15 protein-coding genes and 1 pseudogene are annotated in these 18,678 nt (G+C 64.0%); 4 read left to right on the top strand and 12 right to left on the bottom strand.

What is annotated here, in order from left to right:
• Positions 1 to 254 precede the first annotated feature (254 nt).
• The 6 genes and pseudogenes from AWB81_RS18720 to AWB81_RS18745 form a co-directional block, all read right to left on the bottom strand.
• Positions 255 to 1,202, bottom strand: a complete 948-nt coding sequence (locus tag AWB81_RS18720; protein WP_062638058.1) for a histone deacetylase family protein — start codon at positions 1,200 to 1,202, stop codon at positions 255 to 257.
• Between the two features lie 215 nt (positions 1,203 to 1,417).
• The gene (dinB, locus tag AWB81_RS18725) at positions 1,418 to 2,590 is read right to left on the bottom strand and encodes a DNA polymerase IV (protein ID WP_062638059.1); all 1,173 of its coding nucleotides are present in this window, start codon (positions 2,588 to 2,590) and stop codon (positions 1,418 to 1,420) included.
• 19 nt (positions 2,591 to 2,609) lie between these two features.
• Positions 2,610 to 3,113, bottom strand: coding sequence for an SLATT domain-containing protein (locus AWB81_RS18730; protein WP_062638060.1), 504 nt, complete (start codon positions 3,111 to 3,113; stop codon positions 2,610 to 2,612).
• Between the two features lie 145 nt (positions 3,114 to 3,258).
• Positions 3,259 to 4,009 (bottom strand): annotated as a pseudogene (locus AWB81_RS18735) (NAD-dependent epimerase/dehydratase family protein).
• 126 nt (positions 4,010 to 4,135) lie between these two features.
• Entirely contained in the window at positions 4,136 to 4,669 is a 534-nt protein-coding gene (gene fae / locus AWB81_RS18740; RefSeq protein ID WP_062638061.1) for a formaldehyde-activating enzyme, read from the bottom strand.
• 240 nt (positions 4,670 to 4,909) lie between these two features.
• Positions 4,910 to 5,956: a glycosyl hydrolase gene (locus AWB81_RS18745; protein ID WP_235025833.1), complete on the bottom strand. Its 1,047-nt coding sequence runs from the start codon at positions 5,954 to 5,956 to the stop codon at positions 4,910 to 4,912.
• Between the two features lie 654 nt (positions 5,957 to 6,610).
• On the opposite strand from AWB81_RS18745, the gene AWB81_RS18750 reads away from it, so the two are divergent.
• Complete coding sequence (locus tag AWB81_RS18750) at positions 6,611 to 6,904, top strand: fibronectin type III-like domain-contianing protein (protein ID WP_200822516.1); 294 nt, start codon at positions 6,611 to 6,613, stop codon at positions 6,902 to 6,904.
• Between the two features lie 72 nt (positions 6,905 to 6,976).
• On the opposite strand, the gene nhaR is transcribed toward AWB81_RS18750, so the two are convergent.
• Positions 6,977 to 7,870, bottom strand: coding sequence for a transcriptional activator NhaR (nhaR, locus tag AWB81_RS18755; RefSeq protein ID WP_062638064.1), 894 nt, complete (start codon positions 7,868 to 7,870; stop codon positions 6,977 to 6,979).
• A 131-nt stretch (positions 7,871 to 8,001) separates the two neighbouring features.
• Here nhaR and AWB81_RS18760 point away from each other — a divergent pair, with 131 nt between their 5' ends.
• Both AWB81_RS18760 and AWB81_RS18765 read left to right on the top strand, forming a co-directional pair.
• On the top strand, positions 8,002 to 8,313 hold the full coding sequence (locus AWB81_RS18760) for a TFIIB-type zinc ribbon-containing protein (RefSeq protein ID WP_062638074.1): 312 nt from the start codon (positions 8,002 to 8,004) through the stop codon (positions 8,311 to 8,313).
• 98 nt (positions 8,314 to 8,411) lie between these two features.
• Positions 8,412 to 8,918, top strand: coding sequence for a CBS domain-containing protein (locus AWB81_RS18765; protein WP_062638065.1), 507 nt, complete (start codon positions 8,412 to 8,414; stop codon positions 8,916 to 8,918).
• Between the two features lie 36 nt (positions 8,919 to 8,954).
• On the opposite strand, the gene AWB81_RS18770 is transcribed toward AWB81_RS18765, so the two are convergent.
• The 5 genes from AWB81_RS18770 to glcD all read right to left on the bottom strand — a co-directional run bounded on the left by AWB81_RS18770 (position 8,955) and on the right by glcD (position 17,681).
• Entirely contained in the window at positions 8,955 to 12,155 is a 3,201-nt protein-coding gene (locus AWB81_RS18770) for a bifunctional diguanylate cyclase/phosphodiesterase (RefSeq protein WP_062638075.1), read from the bottom strand.
• A 252-nt stretch (positions 12,156 to 12,407) separates the two neighbouring features.
• On the bottom strand, positions 12,408 to 13,724 hold the full coding sequence (locus tag AWB81_RS18775) for an MFS transporter (RefSeq protein ID WP_062638066.1): 1,317 nt from the start codon (positions 13,722 to 13,724) through the stop codon (positions 12,408 to 12,410).
• 148 nt (positions 13,725 to 13,872) lie between these two features.
• A complete protein-coding gene (glcF, locus tag AWB81_RS18780; protein ID WP_062638067.1) occupies positions 13,873 to 15,090 on the bottom strand; it encodes a glycolate oxidase subunit GlcF in 1,218 nt (405 codons plus the stop codon).
• Positions 15,091 to 15,114: 24 nt separating this feature from the next.
• Positions 15,115 to 16,182 carry a glycolate oxidase subunit GlcE gene (gene glcE, locus AWB81_RS18785; protein WP_062638068.1) on the bottom strand — a complete coding sequence of 356 codons (1,068 nt, stop codon included), beginning with the start codon at positions 16,180 to 16,182 and terminating at the stop codon, positions 15,115 to 15,117.
• Positions 16,182 to 17,681 (bottom strand): glycolate oxidase subunit GlcD, encoded by a 1,500-nt coding sequence (glcD, locus tag AWB81_RS18790; protein WP_062638069.1) that lies wholly within the window; start codon positions 17,679 to 17,681, stop codon positions 16,182 to 16,184. Before glcD ends, glcE begins: the two co-directional genes overlap by 1 nt.
• A gap of 232 nt (positions 17,682 to 17,913) precedes the next feature.
• On the opposite strand from glcD, the gene glcC reads away from it, so the two are divergent.
• Positions 17,914 to 18,678: transcriptional regulator GlcC (gene glcC, locus AWB81_RS18795; protein ID WP_087135059.1), on the top strand; the 765-nt coding region annotated here is incomplete at its 3' end.

Consider the following 18,678-nt stretch of genomic DNA (forward strand, 5'->3'; position numbering starts at 1 on the left):
GGCGCACAGCGGAGCCTCGGCCCTTTCGATGATGCGCCTTCAGCAAAAAATATAGTGAGTCAATTTCGCCGCGACAACGCCCGAATTGTTGGAGCGCCCATGACATCAGGTTATGACGGGGCGATGAAGCGGGACTGAATGGTATCGCGAGCGGCGACCGATTCAAAATGACGCCATGAATCGACGAGGAAGGAGGGTGTGGCGGGAAAGGTGGAACGTGGCCGTTCCACCCGCAAAGCGTGGGAGGCGTTTCGTCAGGCGGAGGCGTCGAGGCCCATCAGCGCGCGGACATGTGCCGCCGTGCCGGTGGCGAGTCCTTCGAGACTGTAGCCGCCTTCCAGGATCGACACGATGCGTCCACCCGCCGCCGCATCGGCGATGCTCATCAGTTCGCGCGTGATCCAATGGAAGTCGTCGTCTTCGAGGCGCAGGCCCGCGAGCGGGTCCAGCCGGTGCGCATCGAAGCCGGCCGAGATGACGATCAACTGCGGAGCGAATTCGCGGATCGCCGGCATCATTTCTGCGCCGATCCGGGTACGGAACAGTTCCGAATCGCAGCCGCGCGGCAACGGCACATTGACGATGTTGTGGTCGACACCTGTCTCGGACGCGGCGCCCGTGCCCGGATAGAGCGGCGACTGGTGGCTCGACGCATAGAGCAGCTGGGGCCGGCTGAAGAACGCCGCCTGCGTGCCGTTGCCATGATGGACGTCGAAATCGACTACTGCGACGCGTTCCAGTCCGTGCACGTCATGCGCATAGGCGGCCGCGATCGCCGCCTGGTTGAAGATGCAGAAGCCCATCGCGCGTGCGGGTTCCGCGTGATGGCCGCACGGGCGCGTTGCGCAGAACACGTTGCGCGCCTCTTCGTTCATCACGGCATCGACGCCGGCGCACGCCGCGCCGACGCAGCGCATCACGGCCTCCCACGAACCAGGCGACATGACTGTATCGCCGGCGTCGAGCGGCACATAGCCTTGCTTCGGCGCGCTGTCCGCGATGTCGTCGATAAAGTCGCGCTCGTGAATCAATGCCAGCTGGTCGAGTGTGCCCATCGGCGCTTCGCGCCATTCCAGCGACGAAAACGCCGGCGAGCGCAGCGCGCCGAGCACGGCCTTCAAACGTTCCGGCGACTCTGGATGGTTCGGCCCCGGACGGTGTTCGAGACAGGCAGCGTGGGAATAAACAAGAGTGGTGTTCATGGTGGTCGCCTATCGCAGCCGGTGCACGATCCGGCTGTCATCGCTTTCTCGTCGTTTGCACGGACGGGTTGCGTCCGCGCGCGCCGCGACACGCCAGTCGTTGCGCGCCGCACGGTCGAGCTTAGCGTCCGGCGCGTGGCGGGGATAGTTACACAAACTTTGGAACAGCATAGACGATCTCTTATGCGAGACCGCGCATGCAATGCCGGCCAGCGTCAGCCGATATCGGCCGATGCGTCGAATTGGATCTCCGCCTGCACCCACTTCGGTGCGCCGCCATCGATGCTCTGCTCCGACAGCGCGCTCGCCTTGACGCCGAGCAGCCGGATGCTGCGGTCGAGCGTGACGCGCTTCAGGCATTCGGTCGCGGCGCGCCGGATCGATGCGCCGTCGGCGACGCCGCGCTCCAGCGTGTGGTCGCGCGTGACCGTGTGGAAGTCGCTGAAGCGCACCTTGATGCTGATGCACGCGGACGTGAGATTGCGCCGTTCGAGGTCCTCGGCGAGCCGCATGCAGAGCGCGGTGAAACGCTCCGATAGTTCGGCGCGGTCGCGGCGCGGATGCAGGTCCCGCGAGAAGGTCGTCTCGCGGGACTTCGAGCGCGGCACCGATTCGGTCTCGATCTCGCGCTCGTCGATGCCGGCCGAGATCCGCGTGAGCCAGCTCGCATAGCTCAGGCCGAAGTGTTCTTGAAGGAACGCGGGATCGGCCGCGGCGATGTCGCCGACGGTGTGGATGCCGAGTGCCGCGAGCCTGTCGTTTGCCTTCGGGCCGATGCCGTTCACCTTCTTCGCGGCGAGCGGCCAGATGCGCGGTTCGAGGTCGTCCATCGAGAGGATGGTCAGGCCGTCCGGCTTGTCGAGTTCCGAGCCGATCTTCGCGAGCAGCTTGTTCGGCGCGACCGCGATCGAGCACGTGAGCCCGGTTGCATCGGCGACCACGCGCTTGATGCGCTGCGCGAGCGTGCGCGTCTCGCCGGGAACGTCGGTCAGATCGATGTAGATTTCGTCGATGCCGCGGTTCTCGATGCGCGGCGCGACGCTCGCCACCGCGTCCTTGAAAAGCTCCGAGTAGTGGCGGTACGAGTCGAAGTTGCTCGGCAACAGAATCGCGTCGGGGGCGAGCTGCGCCGCCTTCATCATGCCCATCGCCGAGAAGACGCCGAGCTTGCGGGCCTCGTAGGTCGACGTCGTCACGACGCCGCGGCCCGTGTATTCGCGCAGCCGCACGAAGTGGCGCGTGCCGTTTTCGTCGACGGTCGGCGTGGCGCGGTGCCCGCCGCCGACGACGACGGCCTGTCCGCGCAACTCGGGATAGCGCAGCAATTCGACCGACGCGAAGAAGGCGTCCATGTCGAGATGCGCGATGCGGCGAGTCGGGGCGCTCATGTCCGGATGTGCCGCGATGCTATTGCGCGACGCTCGGCAGGTTCGCGCACGAACGCTGGAAATACGCGGTCGGCACGTTCGGCACGTCCTCGGCAAGCCGGTCCAGTTCCTCGCGGATCGAGGTCAGATAGTGGCCGTCGCGCGCATCGGCGTCGCCCGCATGGATCGCTTCCAGCTTGCGACGCACCGCGCCATAACGGGCGCCCGCCGCGCGATGCTGCTCGGCGCGTTCCTCATAGCGCAGGAAGGTCTGGAGCGCGGCGAGGACGGCCGCCACGATGCTCGTCAGCCCGACGACCGCCCGCAGGAACGACGACACGGCTGTTGCGACCAGCGAAAGAAACGCCGACGTGCCGATGAGCGAGGTGATCGTGATGACCGCAATGCCGAGCCAGCGGCCGCGCCGGTGCAGGCGGTCGGCCATGTCGTAATGGCTCGCCTGCGACTCGCGCGCGCGGCGGATCCACTTCAGCAGCAATTCGGCTTCGTCGATGGGCGGGTGATAGTCGGTCGATTGGGTCATGTCTTGATACGCGATGCAACCTGTGCGCGGACCGGCGGTCCTGCAGGATAGATATGGTATCAACACCGGCGCAATCGTGACGAGCCCGGCTCGTCAGGCAATGCCGCAAGATCCAATCTCGCGGCATCAAGATGCAACGCGAGCGTCACGCCCGCGCCCGGGTTTCCTTCGACGCACGCATGTCGGGCCGCCAGCCGAGCTCGCGCCGCGCCTTGTCGCTCGACACTTCCGCGCGATCCTCGGCGATGTTGTAGATGCCGCCCGGCGAGTGCGCGAGCGCGAGCAGCGCCGCGTGCGCCGCCGCTTCGACGTGCAGCGGACTCGCGCCCGCCGTGCGGTCCGTGCCGGTTCCCGGTCCGTACAGGTGCCCGTATCGCAGCACCGTGCCGACGATGGGCGCCGCGTTCAGAACCTGCCGTTCGAGCGCGGCCACGCCTCGCACGCTGATCGCGCGTGAGCCTTCGGCGTCGAGGTCGAGCGGATCGGTTTCGGCATACGGTTGCTTCCCCGGCCGGTAAGCCCACGCGATGCTCTGCGCGACGAGCCGCTCGCAGCCCGCCGCGTGCGCCCGCTGCGACCAGATTGCGCGTGCCTTCGTCGCGCACGCGCGCGTTGTTCACCAGTGCTTGCGCCATCTTCGAAGGATCGAGGCCCGGCGGCAGGTCGGTCAGCTGATGGACGACGCCGGAGGGCGCGATGCGTGCGAGCGCCGCGGCGAGTGCATCGCGATCGAACACGTCGACGACGACGGGCACCGCGCCCGCCGCTTCGAGCGAGGCGGCGCGCTCGGGACGGCGCGTGCCGCCGTAGACGGTGTAGCCGGCATCGATGAGAAGCGGCACGAGCGCCGTGCCGATGACGCCGGTCGCGCCGGCGAGAAAGACTTTGCGGTTCATCCGGGAGCTCCGTGTTTTCTGTCTGGCACTCAGGTGCGTGCTAGGTGCGTGCCGTCAGAATACGGAGCGCAGTGGCTGCCGGAAATAACCAATTCATGGCGATCCGAGCGGACCAGTGACTGCGTTTCAGCTCCAGTCGTCCATGTCGTGCTTGATGCTATGGCGGTTTGCAATCAGCGTATCGACGCTCGGCTCGTTGTTCATCGCGCGCTGGATCGCCAGCTTGGTCGCCTCGTAGTTCGTTCGATACATGTCCTTCTTGTCGAGATTCGCGTCTGTCACGCAACGCGGATCGATCCACACGAGGCTGATGATGCACAGGTCATTTGCCTGTTCCTTCGGCAGGATGCCCTCGATCAGGCAATCGACAACGGCGTCCGCCGTTGCCGACTGCACCACGCCGCCGAACAGTTCGATCGTCGCCATGTCCTTGAGCGTGACCTTCGGGACGATCATCGTCGCGGGGCGCACCATCTGGTTGCAGGCGCGAATCGCGAACATCGCCGTATGTCCCTTGCTCTGCGCCATCATGTTGGCGAATGCGTGACCGACCGGCCCGTCGACGCGGCCGATCAGGATCTCCGGCATGGCGTCGGTCGCCTGTCCGGGCGCGGCGAAAACGGTGGCTTCGCCAGCGCGGAATGTCAGATCGTTACTCATGGATGGCTCCTTTGTCCTTCACGTGTTGCTTCAGTGACCCGATGATCGAAGGGGCAAAGGATGCAAGGACAATGCCAATGACGCATGCAGCGCTCAAGACGGCAGTTTGCGGCTTCGCATGGTCAGTGCGCCGCTTGGCAGGCGACAGGGACGCGGAACATAGTGTCAGCCTGCCGTGACACATTGGCCGGGCCAGACGTGCGCCGGCGCTCGCCGCCGACGCTTCCTGCTTCGCGATGCTCAGACCGGATTCGCGTCGACGAATCGCTTGAACGCTGAGTAAGCCGGATTCCGCGTGGTGCCATCCGGACGGATCAGGCCGTAGTTGTCGTCGATGATGCAGTACATCATGATGCACTGGATGTTGTACTTGTCCTTGATCGACTTGTACTGCGTGAGTGCGCTCGTCACGTACTCCGCCGCCGACTCCGGCGAATCCTGCGATCCGGACCAGCCCCATTCGGTCAGCCAGATCGGCACGCCGAACGAATCCTTGAGGATCTGGAGCACGTCGATCGATCCGGTTCTGCCGGCGCGCTGAATGTCGTACGAGCTCTTGTACCAGTGATAGGTCGTGAAGTCCCAGCGCAGGGAACTCGCACCGCCGGCGCCGTTTTCCGTGCCGTTCGGCGAGACGCCGTTCCAGAGCATCTGGAGCGCGCGATAGGCCATCGGAATGCCGACGTTCACGCCAACCTGGATCGAGGGATCGACGGCCTTCACGCCGTCGATCATGCCGCGAATCACGCCCCGGAACGAACCCCAGTAAGCAGGGTTCCAGTCGGCCGCACTGCTGCCGTCGCCATTCATCTTGAGTTGCACATCGAGTTCGTTGCCGCATTCGATGTAGTTGACGAGGCCCTTGAGCGGCTTCGTGCAATCGACGCCCAGCTTGTAGCCGAGCGAATAGGCGGCGGACTCGGAACTCGTATAGTCCCAACCGGCGGACTGCGCGTTGAGCACCGGGAGGATCGATACGCCGCCTGCCTTGAACACACCCGTCAGAAGCCGGGCAAGCGTCTCGGACATGCCGTCGCTTGCCGTGTCCGCACGGTACATCGTGCATCCCAGATCCCTGAGTTGCGCCAGTTGCACAGCGGCGGACAGCGTGCTGTAGATGCCTTCGTTCCAGGCGATGTGGCCGTTCATGCCGTAGAACAACTTCTGGCCGGTGGCCGCCGCCGTCGCATCGGCGCTGGTCGTCGCGCTCGCCACTTCGCCGTAGGCGGATAGCGCAACACTACCGGCTCCCGCCGCCATAAGCGAAAGAAATTTCCGACGCGGCAAGCGAGCGCCGGGTTCAATTTCGATATCTGGGAATTGTTGCTCGTCTGGATAAGGGTTTCGTTTGGACATAGGTAAATGGTCAAGGGTGTGATCAGGCGAAAAAAGTATAGTCGGAGGTATATGCCTGATCCTGTAACGCGAGGTAACAAGGAGATCGTTAAGGAAAATGTTCTTGAGTCGTATGAGATGACTCCCGGACTTTGCTTTTTATCGACGTATATGGAATGTATGACCTCGATCACGTGCGCTCAGCGGGTCGGATAGGCCCAAATTTCCCGGAAAAAACAAAAATAAAATGCCGCGAGGCTTGCTAAAGGCCAGACTTACCGTCATGACATTGTTAGTCGGTAATTATTTGCGCTTTAAGGCCGTTGTGTCCTCTTTAATCTCGGATAGGGCGTCTTAAGCGGCGGGTTAAATGCCGGCCTTGCCATTCAGACGGAGGCTTAAGCGGGCGTTCAACGTTCCGTTAGCGTTAGCGTTAGCGCTAAGGCGAAATGCGTCGGCTTTTATAGGGATGCATATGCTTGGCTAAAGCCGCCAGTGCCAACTAAATCAAGTTAGCAATGCAACGACTTTTCAGGCAGTGGCAGTGACCATGGGTGCCGCTGCGCGTTGCGCATTAAAGCCCGGTCGCCGATCACGGTGCAGGTCGTGGTCGAGAACACGGGCAAGACGAATGGCGCCGAGGTGCCGCAGGTGTACGTCGGGCTGCCTGCTGCGGGTCAGCCGCCGAAGCGTGTCGTCGCATTCGAGAAGGTTTGGCTCAACCCGGGCGAAAAGAAAATCGTGCAACTCACGATCGATCCGACTTCGGCCAGCCATCCGCTGAGCACGTGGGCTAGCGACGCCCAGCAATGGACGTCCGTGGGCGGGCAGTATCAGGTGCTGGTCGGCAATTCATCGCAGAATCCGGCCCTCAGCGGATCGCTCAGCATCAGTCACTGAAGTCGGAGGCGCGCAGGAGACGGGGCGAGTCTTGACCAGCTTGCCTCGTCGACGGTGAAGGTCGACTTGTACTCAGGCGCCAAAAAGTTCGCTGCGTGCTGCGCTGAGGATCGACGCGATCGCCGGATGACTGATGCGACGCTCGATCGATATGGAAAAGAATTCCTCGACGATCGTGTCGATATGCCCGACTGCAGTAAGAAGATGCTCGCGCTTCAGTTGGGCTGCGAGCACCGTGGGTGCGAACAGCACGCCGCGCCCTTCGCGTCCGAAGGCGATGGCAAGCGCGCTGTCGTCGAATTCGCCGACGATGCGCGGCGACACTCCCTGTGCCTTCAGCCAGTGATCCAGCTTGCGACGCACGGCAGACTCGGTACCGGGCAGCAGCACCGGCATGCCTTCCAGCGATGCCGGGAAATCGCGCTCCGCGCGTTTGGCAAGCGACTTCGGCGCGAAGCAACTGAGCGTCGAGCGGCCGAGCAGGTGATTGAACGCCTTGACGTTCACGCCCGGCGGAATCGGCGCATCGGCGACGATCATGTCGAGGCGATGCACGGCCAGTTGCCCGAGCAGCGCATGCAGGTTGCCCTCATGGCAAATCAGCCGTAGCGATTCCGAGCGATTGAGCGCCGGTTCAAGCAACCGATAGGCGACCGCTTTCGGCACGGAATCCGCCAGTCCCACCCGTAGCTGCGTCTGCGCGAGCGCCTGATCGCGCTTCACCGCGCTTTCGAGTTCGGCTCCGAGCGAAAAAATTTCGTCGGCGTAGTCGAGCGCCAGACGGCCCGCCTCCGTCACTTCGAGATTGCGCCCGCTCTTTCTGAAGAGCTTCTTGTCGAGCGCCTCTTCCAGCAGCTTGATCTGTCCGCTCAGCGTTTGCGGCGTGATATGCAATTGCGCCCCCGCGCGCGCGAGGCTCCCGGCCCGCGCCGATACCCAGAAGTAATACAGATGCTTGAAGTTCACGACGCCCTCTCCTCATGGACACGAACCATTCGGTTTTATCGAATTAAACCGACAGAAAATACGAGTTTTATATCACACGCTTCTTCGCTACATTGATGGCTATGGTAGGCCATATGAAAGGAACCATCGACATGAAGTGTCCCGTCTGCAAGACACCCGATTTGCTGATGAGCGAGCGCGAAGGAATCGAGATCGACTACTGCGCGACGTGCCGCGGCGTCTGGCTGGATCGCGGCGAACTCGACAAACTGCTGGCCCGGGTCGAGGAGAACGCCTTGGCGGAAAGCCGCCGGCATGCCCCGCGCGAGCGCGGCGATTACGCGGAACGCGAGCGCCGTGCCGAATGGGGCACGCGGGACGAGGCGTACGACGGCCACCGCGACCGGCGTCATACGCACAGGAAGAAGAAATCACTGCTTGGGGAATTGTTCGATTTTGGCTGAGGATCGACCCTGAGCCGAACCGAGCGATTGAGATTGTTTTGCTGCATCCCGACTGCCGGCATGTGCCTGGCGGCGGGTCATCGATACGGAGCTGTGCAATGGCAACTGTTATGCAACTGCTGAATGCTAAAACCGATGTGTCGATTCATACGATCGACGTCGGCGCGAGTGTCTACGAAGCCATCGCGATGATGTCTAGGCATGGCATCGGTGCGTTGATCGTCACGGAAGGTTCGGCGGTTCGCGGCATCGTCACCGAGCGCGATTATGCGAGGAAGGTCGTGCTGAAGGAGAGGTCGTCGAAGAGCACCTTCGTATCCGAAATCATGTCGCGTGCCCTGCGCTATGTGCGGCCGGGACAAACCGCCGACGAGTGCATGGCGCTGATGAACGAGCATCGCATTCGCCATTTGCCGGTGATCGACGGCGGCCAGCTGGTCGGCATGGTGTCGATCGGCGATCTGGTGAAGAACCTCATCGACGAGCAGCAGTTCGCCATCGACCAGCTGGAACGCTACGTGAGCGGTGGCAGCCACGATCCAGGCACGTCCACGCTTACCCGGCGCGCGTCGTTGCCGGATGCGTTTGCGACCGGCTTGTCGTAATGGCGCGCGTGACGGACCGCTCATCGAGCCGGTCCGTCACGCGGCTTCGCGCTCGCTCGACCACGACCACAGTTCCTCGGAGGAAAGCGCCATCGAGAACAGGAAACCCTGCAGCTCGTCGCAGCCGACGCCGCGCAGAATCTGCGCCTGATAGTCGGTCTCGACACCTTCGGCCACCACGCGCAGCCCGAGCTCATGCCCAAGCTCGATGATCGCCTTGACGATCGCAAGATCGGCAGGCGCGTCGAGCATGTCGTGCACGAACGCGCGATCGATCTTCAGCCGGTCGAGCGGAAAGCGGTTCAGATAGCTCAGGCTCGAATAACCGGTGCCGAAATCGTCGAGGGACAATCGTACGCCCAGCGCGCGAATCGCCCGGAGCGCGTCGACGTAGTTCTCGGCGCTGTCCATCAGCACGGTTTCCGTGATCTCGAGTTCGAGGCTTTGCGGCGGCACGCGATACTTCGCAAGTCTGCGCGTGAGCACGGCGAGCAGATCAGGATCGCGTAACTGGATAGCCGAGAGATTCACCGACACGCGGATGTCCAGCGATTCCGTCTCGCGCCAGTGCATGATCTGGCGGCACGCTTCGTCGATGACCCATGCGCCGATCGGGATGATGAGCCGCGTCTCCTCGGCGACCGGAATGAACTGCACGGGCGATACGGCACCCAGCTGCGCGCTGTTCCAGCGCAGCAGCCCTTCGACGCTCACGAGTTCTCCGGTGTGCGCATCGAGGCAGGGCTGGTACGCGAGCCGCAGTTCGTCGCGCTCGATCGCCGTGCGCAAACACGCTTCGAGCGCGAGGCGGTATCGCGCGTGCTCGGCCATGTCGGCGGAGAAGAACTTGACGAGATTGCGCCCGGCGGCCTTCGCCTGGTACATGGCGGCATCCGCGTTCTGCATCAGCGTATCGATGCCGTCGCCGTCGTCCGGATAGAGCGCGACGCCGACGCTGCACGACACCTGTAGCGTCACGCCGCCGATCTCGTGCGGTTCGCGCAAAAGCGGAACCAGCCGCTCGTCGATCGTGCGCGTGACATCGCTCGCGTTGGTCACGCCGTTCAGGATCGCCGTGAATTCGTCGCCGCCGAGACGGCTGACCGTATCGTTGCTGCGAACCGCCTTCAGGAGCCGCCGCGAAACCGAACGCAGCAAGCCGTCGCCGACGTGATGGCCGAGCGAATCGTTGATGTTCTTGAAGCGGTCGAGATCGATGAACAGCACGGCGACTCGCTTCTTCGTGCGCTCCGCTTGACCGATGGCGACGCCGAGCCGCGTCGCAAACAGTGCGCGGTTCGGCAGTTCGGTCAGCACGTCGTGTTCGGCGAGGAACTGGATGCGCGCTTCGCTCTTCTTGCGGTCCGTGATGTCGATCAGCGTGCAGATATAGTGCGAGACGTTGCCGCGCTTGTCGCGCACGGCGCTGATCATGAGCCACGCGGGATAATCGCCGCCTTCGCGACGGCGCACCTGTGCTTCGCCGTGCCATGTGCTCGTGCGGTCGATGCGGATCGAGAGTCCCGGAATCGTGCCGCCGTGCGCGCGGTCCGGGTTGCGTTCGTCCTCGTCGCCGCCGACGATGAACGACGCCCGCTTGCCGGCAACGTCGTCGGTGCGATAGCCGGTCGCGCGATAGAACGACGGGTTCGCCGTGACGAGCCGCCCCTCGGCGTCGAGGATCACGATCGCTTCCGACGACGCTTCGAAGACCTTGCCCCATAGCTCCAGCCGCTGCTCCATCAACTTGATCTGGTTGATCGGCGTGAAGGCGGTGAGGATCGCATCGCGCCCCTGGAAGTTGAGGCGGCGCGCGGAGAGCATCGCCCAGCTCGGCTGGGACGTGGCTTTCCAGTGGACTTCGAATTCGTCGATTGCATCGTGATCGGAGAGCTGCTGGAAAAAGCGCGCGCGCGTCGAAGAGTCGAGGCTGTACGCCCACGGGTCCATCGCGCAGCCGTTGAGCCAGAAGAGTCCCGGCTTGTTCGCGTGCAGCACTTCATGGCCCGGAATCGCGGTGACGACCATCGGCACCGGCGTCGCCTCGACGAGCGCGTATTGTGCGGCGGATGCGCGCGCGGTTGCCGCGAGTTCCTTCTGCACGTCGCGTTCGCGATCGAGCTGTTCGAGCATGTCGTTGAAACCGCGCACAAGCTGGCCGATTTCGTCCTGGCTGTGCCACGTCGCGCGCTGCGTGTGGTCGCCGGTGCGCCGCACGGTGTCCATCACGCGCGCGAGTTTCTTCAGCGGATACGAGATCTGCTGCGCGACGAAGTACACCATCGCGAGGATCGTGCACAGCAGGAAGAGGGCAGTGCCGAGATGCAGCCACATCCGCGAGAAGAGGCCGTGCACGCGCGCGTGCAGCAGGGTGTCGAGATGTTCGCCGGTGTTGCGCCATGCATCGTCGACGCTGACGACCAGCGCCTGCTGCGCCGTATCGACGATGTTGAGCAGCGCCGCATCCGGAGGCTCGCTGCGGTCGACGACGATGCGCGCCGCATGCCGGAACGCTTCGAGCGCGGTGCGCATGCGCTCAACGGACGGCGCGAGCGCCAGTTCGAGCGCATGATTCGCAGCGCCGCCTTCGACGAAGTCCGAGCGCAGGCCCTGCAGCACCGCGTCGAGCTGGCCTTCGAGCACGAGATAGCGCGTGCGCACTTGCTCGCGCGAATATGCGCGGCTTGCGCCTTCGTGCAACTGCCGGCCGATGCCGTTCACTGCATCGAGCAGTGCGGGGTAGCGCAGGATCGACTGCGACATCGCGTAGTAACTGTCGAGGTCAGGATCAAGGATCAGGTTCGACTGGTTGCCCACTCGTGTAATCAGTTCGCGGCACGCTTCGAGCGCGACTTTCGCGCTGGCCGCGTCGGGCTCGCGCTGGCGGCTCAGGACGTCGAGCGCCGCACGTACATGCTGGTTGAGCGCCGCGCTTTCCATGTGCTCGCCGTATCGCGCTTCGGCGCTGACCAGGTTCGCGTCGATTTGCGCGATACGCGCCGGATGCGGCTGCTGCCCCGCGCCTGCGAGCGCGACGTCCACCAGCGCTTCGCGCGCCGTGCGCACATACGCGTTGCCCACGATCTCCTTGTTCGAGAAGTCGATCGCGAGATACTTCTCGTGGATCAGAATGCCGCTGATATAGATCACCGCGCTCAGGTCGAGCAGATAGATGAGCAGCAGCTTCCTGCCGACCCGAAGGCGTGCAAGCAGGCGGAAGAACGGGTTGTTCTTCATGGGGAGCGTCGCCGCCAGGTGAGCGGCGAGACGGTGACAGTACGCGTCAAGTTCGACCTCGCTGATGAGCCGTGCGGCCGCCTTCGAAGGAAAGGCAACGCCATCGGATAACACGGCTATCGGCAGAAGATCATCGACATTTAGCGTTTGATTGATTTTCCCTATGGGGGTGCACGTTTGTGCTGTTTGGGTGCAGGGATTGATTCAAGATGGGTCAGGCTGCATGTGCGACTCCGCATGCAGCCCGTTCCTTCAATCTGCCTTGTTCACCAGCTCGCGCGGCTGACGCAGGGCAAGCACCGCGCCCAGGACCAGCGCGCCTGCCACGCAATAGATCCCCGCGTTCGTGCTGTGCGTCACGTCCTTCATCCAGCCGATGATCGACGCGCTGACGAAGCCCGCCAGATTGCCGATCGAATTGATCATGCCGATCGCTGCCGCCGCCGAGCCTCCCGCGAGGATCGCGCTCGGGTAGGTCCAGAAGACTGGCATCGTCGCGAGCATGCCGGCCGTGCCGACCGTCAGTGCAACCATCGCGAGCGGGATGTTGCCGCTCAGTTGCGTGCTGGCGAAAAGACCAGCGCCCGCGAGCACGGCCGGCACCGCGAAGTGCCAGCGCCGCTCGCCGGTGCGGTCCGCGCTGCGCGCCACGAAGAACATGCTCGCGACCGCGCACAGATACGGGATAGCGGTCAGGAGGCCCACGTCGAGCGCACTCTTAACGCCGGTCGCCTTGACGAGCGTCGGCAGGTAGAAGCTGATGCCGTAGAGACCCATCATGCAGCAGAAGTAGATGGCGGCCATCTTCCAGACGCGTGCATCGGTGAATACGCCCGAAAGCGTTCCGTGCGTCTTTCCGATGTTGTCGCGCTCGATGTTTGCCGCCAGCACGTCCTTTTCTTCGTCGGTGAGCCAGCTCGCCGCGCGGATGCCGTTCGGCAAGTAGCAGAGCGTCACGACGCCGAGTACCGCGGAAGGAATCGCTTCGAGCAGGAAGAGCCACTGCCAGTTCGACCAGCCGCCCACGCCCTGGAATGCGTTCATGATCCAGCCGGACACCGGCCCGCCCACCACGCCCGCGATCGGAATGCCCATCATGAAGAGCGCATTCATGCGGCCGCGCCGTTCGGCCGGAAACCAGTAGGTCAGATACAGCACGATGCCCGGAAAGAAGCCCGCCTCCGCGACGCCGAGCAGGAATCGCATGACGTAGAACGCGGTCGGCGTCTTCACGAACAGCGACGCTGCCGAGATTACCGCCCAGGTGATCATGATCCGCGCGATCCAGACCCGCGCGCCCACGCGATGCATGATGATGTTGCTCGGCACTTCGAACAGGAAATAGCCGATGAAGAAGATGCCCGCGCCGAGGCCGTACACGGTCTCACTGAACGCGAGGTCGTTGAGCATCTGCAGCTTGGCGAAGCCGACGTTCACGCGGTCGAGATACGCCGCGACATAACACAGGAACAGGAACGGCAGGAGCCGAACGGTGGCTTTGGCATAGGCGCGGGATTCGACCGTGGCGCGGTCGAGTGCGGCGTGGTTGGTTTTGGCGATGATGTCCATGTCTCCAGTCTCTCTTTTCGATGCAACAAGGGATGCCGCAGCGCACGGCGTGCGCCGCGCGGCGAAGTAGGAAGGCTCCGTTGAACTCCTGCAAGGAAGGGCTGGCGACGGTGGCGTATCGTTACTCCGCGCCGGTCGTGTGCGCCGTTCAGGCGATCGCTTCGTCCACGATTTCGATCCAGTGGCGCACCGGTGTGCGCCCGCCCGCGCCAAGATGCGTCTGGCAGCCGATGTTGGCCGTAGCGATCACATCGGGCCGGCCGCTTTCGAGCGCGTCGAGCTTGTTGTCGCGCAGCTTGCGGGCGAGCTCGGGCTGGGTGAACGAATAGGTGCCGGCTGAGCCGCAGCACAGATGCGCATCGGGGACCGGCGCGAGATCGAAGCCGAGCCTGCCGAGCACGCCCTCCACCGAGCCGCCGAGCTTTTGCGCGTGCTGCAGCGTGCACGGACAGTGGAAGGCGACGCGCTGGTCGGCGCGGATCTGCAACTGGTCGAGCGGCGCATGGGCGAGGACTTCGCCCAGGTCGCGCGCGATCTCGCTGATGCGACGGGCCTTGTCCGCGTAGAGCGCATCGTCGCGCAACAGATGGCCGTATTCCTTGACGAACGCACCGCAGCCGCTCGCGGTCTGGATGATTGCTTCCGCGCCCGCTTCGATCTTCGGCCACCATGCATCGATGTTGCGGCGCGCGCGCGCAAGTCCCGCTTCCTGCGCGTTCAGGTGATAGTCGGTCGCGCCGCAGCAGCCGGCTTCCGGCGCCGCCTCGATGCTGATGCCGAGCCGGTCCAGCACACGCGCGGTGGCTGCATTCGTGTTCGGCGAGAGCGAGCGCTGTGCGCAGCCTTCGAGCATCAGCATGCGGCGTGCATGACGCGCAACGGGCCGCTCACCGGCGACCGGTGCGCGCTCGGGAATCTTCGCGCCAAGCGCGAGAGGAAGCACGGGCCGCATCATTCGCCCGACCTTCAGCAGCGCGCCGAAGGTCTTGGCACGCGGGATCACGTGGCGCAGGCCCGCGCGCAATGCGCGCTGGGCGACGGGCCGCTCGACCCGGCGCTCCAGCATCTCGCGGCCGATGTCGAGCAGTGCGTGATAGGTCACGCCCGACGGACAAGTCGTCTCGCAGTTCCGGCAGGTGAGGCAACGGTCGAGATGCAGTTGGGTCTTGTCGGTGACCGGCTCGCCTTCGAGCATCTGCTTGATCAGATAGATGCGTCCGCGCGGGCCGTCGAGTTCGTTGCCGAGCAACTGATACGTCGGGCACGTCGCGTTGCAGAAGCCGCAGTGCACACACGAGCGCAGGATGTCTTCGGCTTCCTTCGCGCGCGGCAGTGTTTTCGCTTCGTCGCTGAGATTCGTTTGCATGTTCGTGATCGGCTCGGTAGTGGATCAATACTCGGCGTACATGCGCCCGGGATTGAAGATGCCGTGCGGATCGAGGCGTTGCTTCAATTGCCGGTGAAAGCGCATCAGCGGCGAGTCGAGCGGATGAAACGGTTCGATGCCTGGCGTTCGCGTGAAGCAGGTCGCATGGCCGCCGGCCGCGCTCGCGATCTGGCGAATCGTGGCGGCGGCCGCATCGCTTTTGAGCCATCGTTGCGCGCCGCCCCAGTCGAGCAGCACGGCGCCCGGCAACGCGGCGAGCGGCGTATCGTTCGGCAGCGAGAGGCGCCAGAGCGGCCGCGGATCGTCGAAGAAGGCGAGGCGCTGTTCGCGCAACGAGGTCCAGAACTCGGGGTCGAGGTGCTCGCCGCCGATGCGCTCGAGCGCGGCGCGTACCGAACCCGTTCCGCCTTCGAGACGCACATGCAGCTTGCCGTCGAGATGGCATGCAGCGCTCACGGGCAGCGACGCCTTGCGCCATGCCGACAGTTCGCGCATTGCTTCGCCCGCTTCCATCGCGAGCGTGAGGCATTGTGCTTCGCGCGGCTTCGGCAGCACTTTCAGCGAGACTTCGGTGATGAGCCCGAGGCAACCGAAGCTGCCGCCGATGAGACGCGACACGTCGTAGCCCGCCACGTTCTTCATGACCTGCCCGCCGAAGCGCAGATGCTTCGCTTCGCCCGTGATGATGCGGCAGCCAAGGATGAAGTCGCGCACCGAACCCGCCCACGGCCGGCGCGGACCCGACAGGCCGCTCGCGACCGCGCCGCCGACGGTCGCCGTGCCGCCGAAGGTCGGTGGCTCGCAGGGCAGCATCTGGCCGGCTTCGTCGAGGATCGCGTTGATCTCGGCGAGCGGCGTGCCGGCGCGAGCGGTGATCACGAGCTCGCTCGGGTCATAGCTCACGATCCCCCGATGCGAGCGCGTGTCGATAACCTGAGCGTCGACGGTGCGGCCAAGAAACGCCTTGCTGTTGCCGCCGCGAATCGAGAGCGGCTCGTTGTCGGCGAGCGCGCGCTGAACCTGCTCGACGAGGCGCGCGCTGTCGTCGATGGAAATGAGGTCGCGTCGCATCAGAAGCGCTCCAGTTCGGGGAAGGGCAGGGCGCCGTGATGCACGTGCATCGAGCCGAACTCGGCGCAGCGATGGAGCGTCGGCACGTTCTTGCCGGGATTGAGCAGGCCGGCGGGATCGAAGGCGGCCTTGACCGCGTGGAAGAACGTCAGTTCGTCACCGTTGAACTGCGCGCACATCTGGTTGATCTTCTCGCGGCCGACGCCGTGTTCCCCCGTGATGCTGCCGCCGACCTCGACGCACAGTTCGAGGATGCGCGCGCCGATCGTTTCGGCGCGCTCCATTTCGCCGGACGCGTTGGCATCGAAGAGGATCAGCGGATGCATGTTGCCGTCGCCGGCATGGAACACGTTCGCGACCCGCAGCCCGTATTGCGCCGAGAACTCCGCGATGCCGCGCAGCACCCGCGACAGTTCGCGGCGCGGAATCGTGCCGTCCATGCAGTAGTAGTCGGGCGAGATGCGGCCGACTGCGGGGAACGCATTCTTGCGGCCCGCCCAGAAGCGCTGGCGTTCGGCTTCATTCTTCGCGAGACGGATATCGGTCGCGCCCGCGGCGCGCAAGAGCGTCTCGACGCGCTCGCAGTCTTCCTGCACATCCGATTCCGCGCCATCGACTTCGCACAGCAGGAGCGCTTCGGCATCGACCGGGTAGCCCGCGTGAATGAAGTCCTCGGCCGCGCGGATCGCGAGGTTGTCCATCATTTCGAGGCCGCCGGGAATCACGCCCGCGCCGATGATCTGCGCGACCGCATCGCCGGCCTTTTCGATGTCGTCGAAGCTCGCGAGCAGCACTTTCGCGCTCTGCGGCTTCGTCAACAGCTTCACCGTGACTTCGACCACCACGCTGAGCATCCCTTCGGAGCCGGTGATGAGCGCGAGCAGATCGAAACCGGGGGAATCGAGCGCTTCCGAACCGAGCGTGAGCCGCTCGCCGTCGATCGTCACGATCTCGACCTTCAGGATATTGTGGACCGTCAGGCCGTATTTCAGGCAGTGCACACCGCCCGCATTCTCCGCGACATTGCCGCCGATTGAACACGCGATCTGCGACGACGGATCGGGTGCGTAATAGAGACCGTGGGGCGCGGCCGCCTGCGAGATCGCGAGGTTGCGCACGCCCGGTTGCACACGCGCGATGCAGGCTTCGGCATCCACTGCAAGGATGCGATTGAAGCGCGCCATCACGAGCAGGATGCCTTTTTCGAGCGGCAGCGCGCCGCCCGAAAGCCCGGTGCCCGCGCCTCGCGCGACGACCGGCACGCCGTGCGCATTCGCGTATTTCAGCAGCGCCTGAACTTCTTCGACGCTGCCGGGCAAGGCGACGAGCATCGGCGTGATGCGATATGCGGAAAGGCCGTCGCATTCGAACGGTCGCAGGTCTTCGTTCGTGTGCAGAAGCTGAAGGTCGGGAAGGAGGGCGTGCAGATCGCGCACGATCGCGGCTTTGTCGTGGTCGCGAAGCGGGCCGTCGAGCTTCTCGTCGTAGGCGTAGGTCATGCGTTGTCTCCAGTGGGTCCGCGGCTTCTTGTGAGCGTCGGATGCTGCGTGTTTTTTGAATTGTTCCGGGCCGAAACGGCGCTGTCGAATCGTTTCTCGGTGGTAATACCAGTTTTTACAGCACGGTTATCCGGTGAATTGCTACCGAACCGTCGACGCATATGGCTTTTGAACGAACAGAGACCTGCGGCCGTGTTACGATCGGACGGTGGTAATACCAGTGGTGGACGCCATGGAAGAGACAGGGCAGGAAGGGAAGCGGCAACTTGCCGACGTAGTCGTCGAGCGCATCGAGAAATTGATCGTCGATGGCGTGCTGAAACAGGGACAGACGCTGCCGTCGGAACGTCGCCTGACGGAAAAGCTGGGTGTGTCGCGGACTTCGCTTCGGGAAGGCCTCAAGATCCTGCGCGCGCGCGGACTGATCGAGACATCGCAGGGAAAAGGCTCGTTCATCGCCAAGCTGACGGCCGAGCCGGCCCAGACGCCGATGATGCATCTGCTCGGATCGCAACCGCGCACGCTCTACGATCTGCTCGAAGTGCGCGAGATGCTGGAAGCGGAATCGGCGCGGCTAGCGGCGCTGCGCGGCACGCCAGCCGACTACATTCTGATCACGCGCCGCTACGACGAAATGGTGGCCGCGCATCCGCAGGAAACCGACGCGTCGACCCACGCGCGGCTCGATCATGCGTTTCACCTCGCGATCTGCGAGGCCTCGCACAATCCGGTGCTCGTGCATACGCTTGCGACGCTGAACGATCTGATGCTGAGTTCGGTGTTTGCATCGGTGAACAACCTGTATCACCGCGAGGCGCAGAAGCGGATCATCGACCGGCAGCATGCGCGACTCTTTAACGCGGTGACGGGCAAGCTGCCGGAGCAGGCGCGACGCGCGGCGAGTCAGCACATCAAGAGCGTGCGGGAGAGTTTTACGGAGATCGAACAGGAGGAACAGCGGCTCGTCAGGTCGACGTTGCGGCTCGAAGGGGGGGGG

This window comes from Caballeronia arationis (genome assembly GCF_001544975.2).
GTDB classification, from domain to species: domain Bacteria; phylum Pseudomonadota; class Gammaproteobacteria; order Burkholderiales; family Burkholderiaceae; genus Caballeronia; species Caballeronia arationis.

Bases quoted from the DNA above. Each gene is read 5' to 3' on its own strand.
- AWB81_RS18775 (WP_062638066.1), bottom strand. From the start codon at position 13,724: ATGGACATCATCGCCAAAACCAACCACGCCGCACTCGACCGCGCCACG.
- AWB81_RS18760 (WP_062638074.1), top strand. From the start codon at position 8,002: ATGAAGTGTCCCGTCTGCAAGACACCCGATTTGCTGATGAGCGAGCGC.
- glcF (WP_062638067.1), bottom strand. From the start codon at position 15,090: ATGCAAACGAATCTCAGCGACGAAGCGAAAACACTGCCGCGCGCGAAG.
- AWB81_RS18730 (WP_062638060.1), bottom strand. From the start codon at position 3,113: ATGACCCAATCGACCGACTATCACCCGCCCATCGACGAAGCCGAATTG.
- AWB81_RS18765 (WP_062638065.1), top strand. From the start codon at position 8,412: ATGGCAACTGTTATGCAACTGCTGAATGCTAAAACCGATGTGTCGATT.
- glcE (WP_062638068.1), bottom strand. From the start codon at position 16,182: ATGCGACGCGACCTCATTTCCATCGACGACAGCGCGCGCCTCGTCGAG.
- dinB (WP_062638059.1), bottom strand. From the start codon at position 2,590: ATGAGCGCCCCGACTCGCCGCATCGCGCATCTCGACATGGACGCCTTC.
- AWB81_RS18720 (WP_062638058.1), bottom strand. From the start codon at position 1,202: ATGAACACCACTCTTGTTTATTCCCACGCTGCCTGTCTCGAACACCGT.
- AWB81_RS18770 (WP_062638075.1), bottom strand. From the start codon at position 12,155: ATGAAGAACAACCCGTTCTTCCGCCTGCTTGCACGCCTTCGGGTCGGC.
- glcD (WP_062638069.1), bottom strand. From the start codon at position 17,681: ATGACCTACGCCTACGACGAGAAGCTCGACGGCCCGCTTCGCGACCAC.
- fae (WP_062638061.1), bottom strand. From the start codon at position 4,669: ATGAGTAACGATCTGACATTCCGCGCTGGCGAAGCCACCGTTTTCGCC.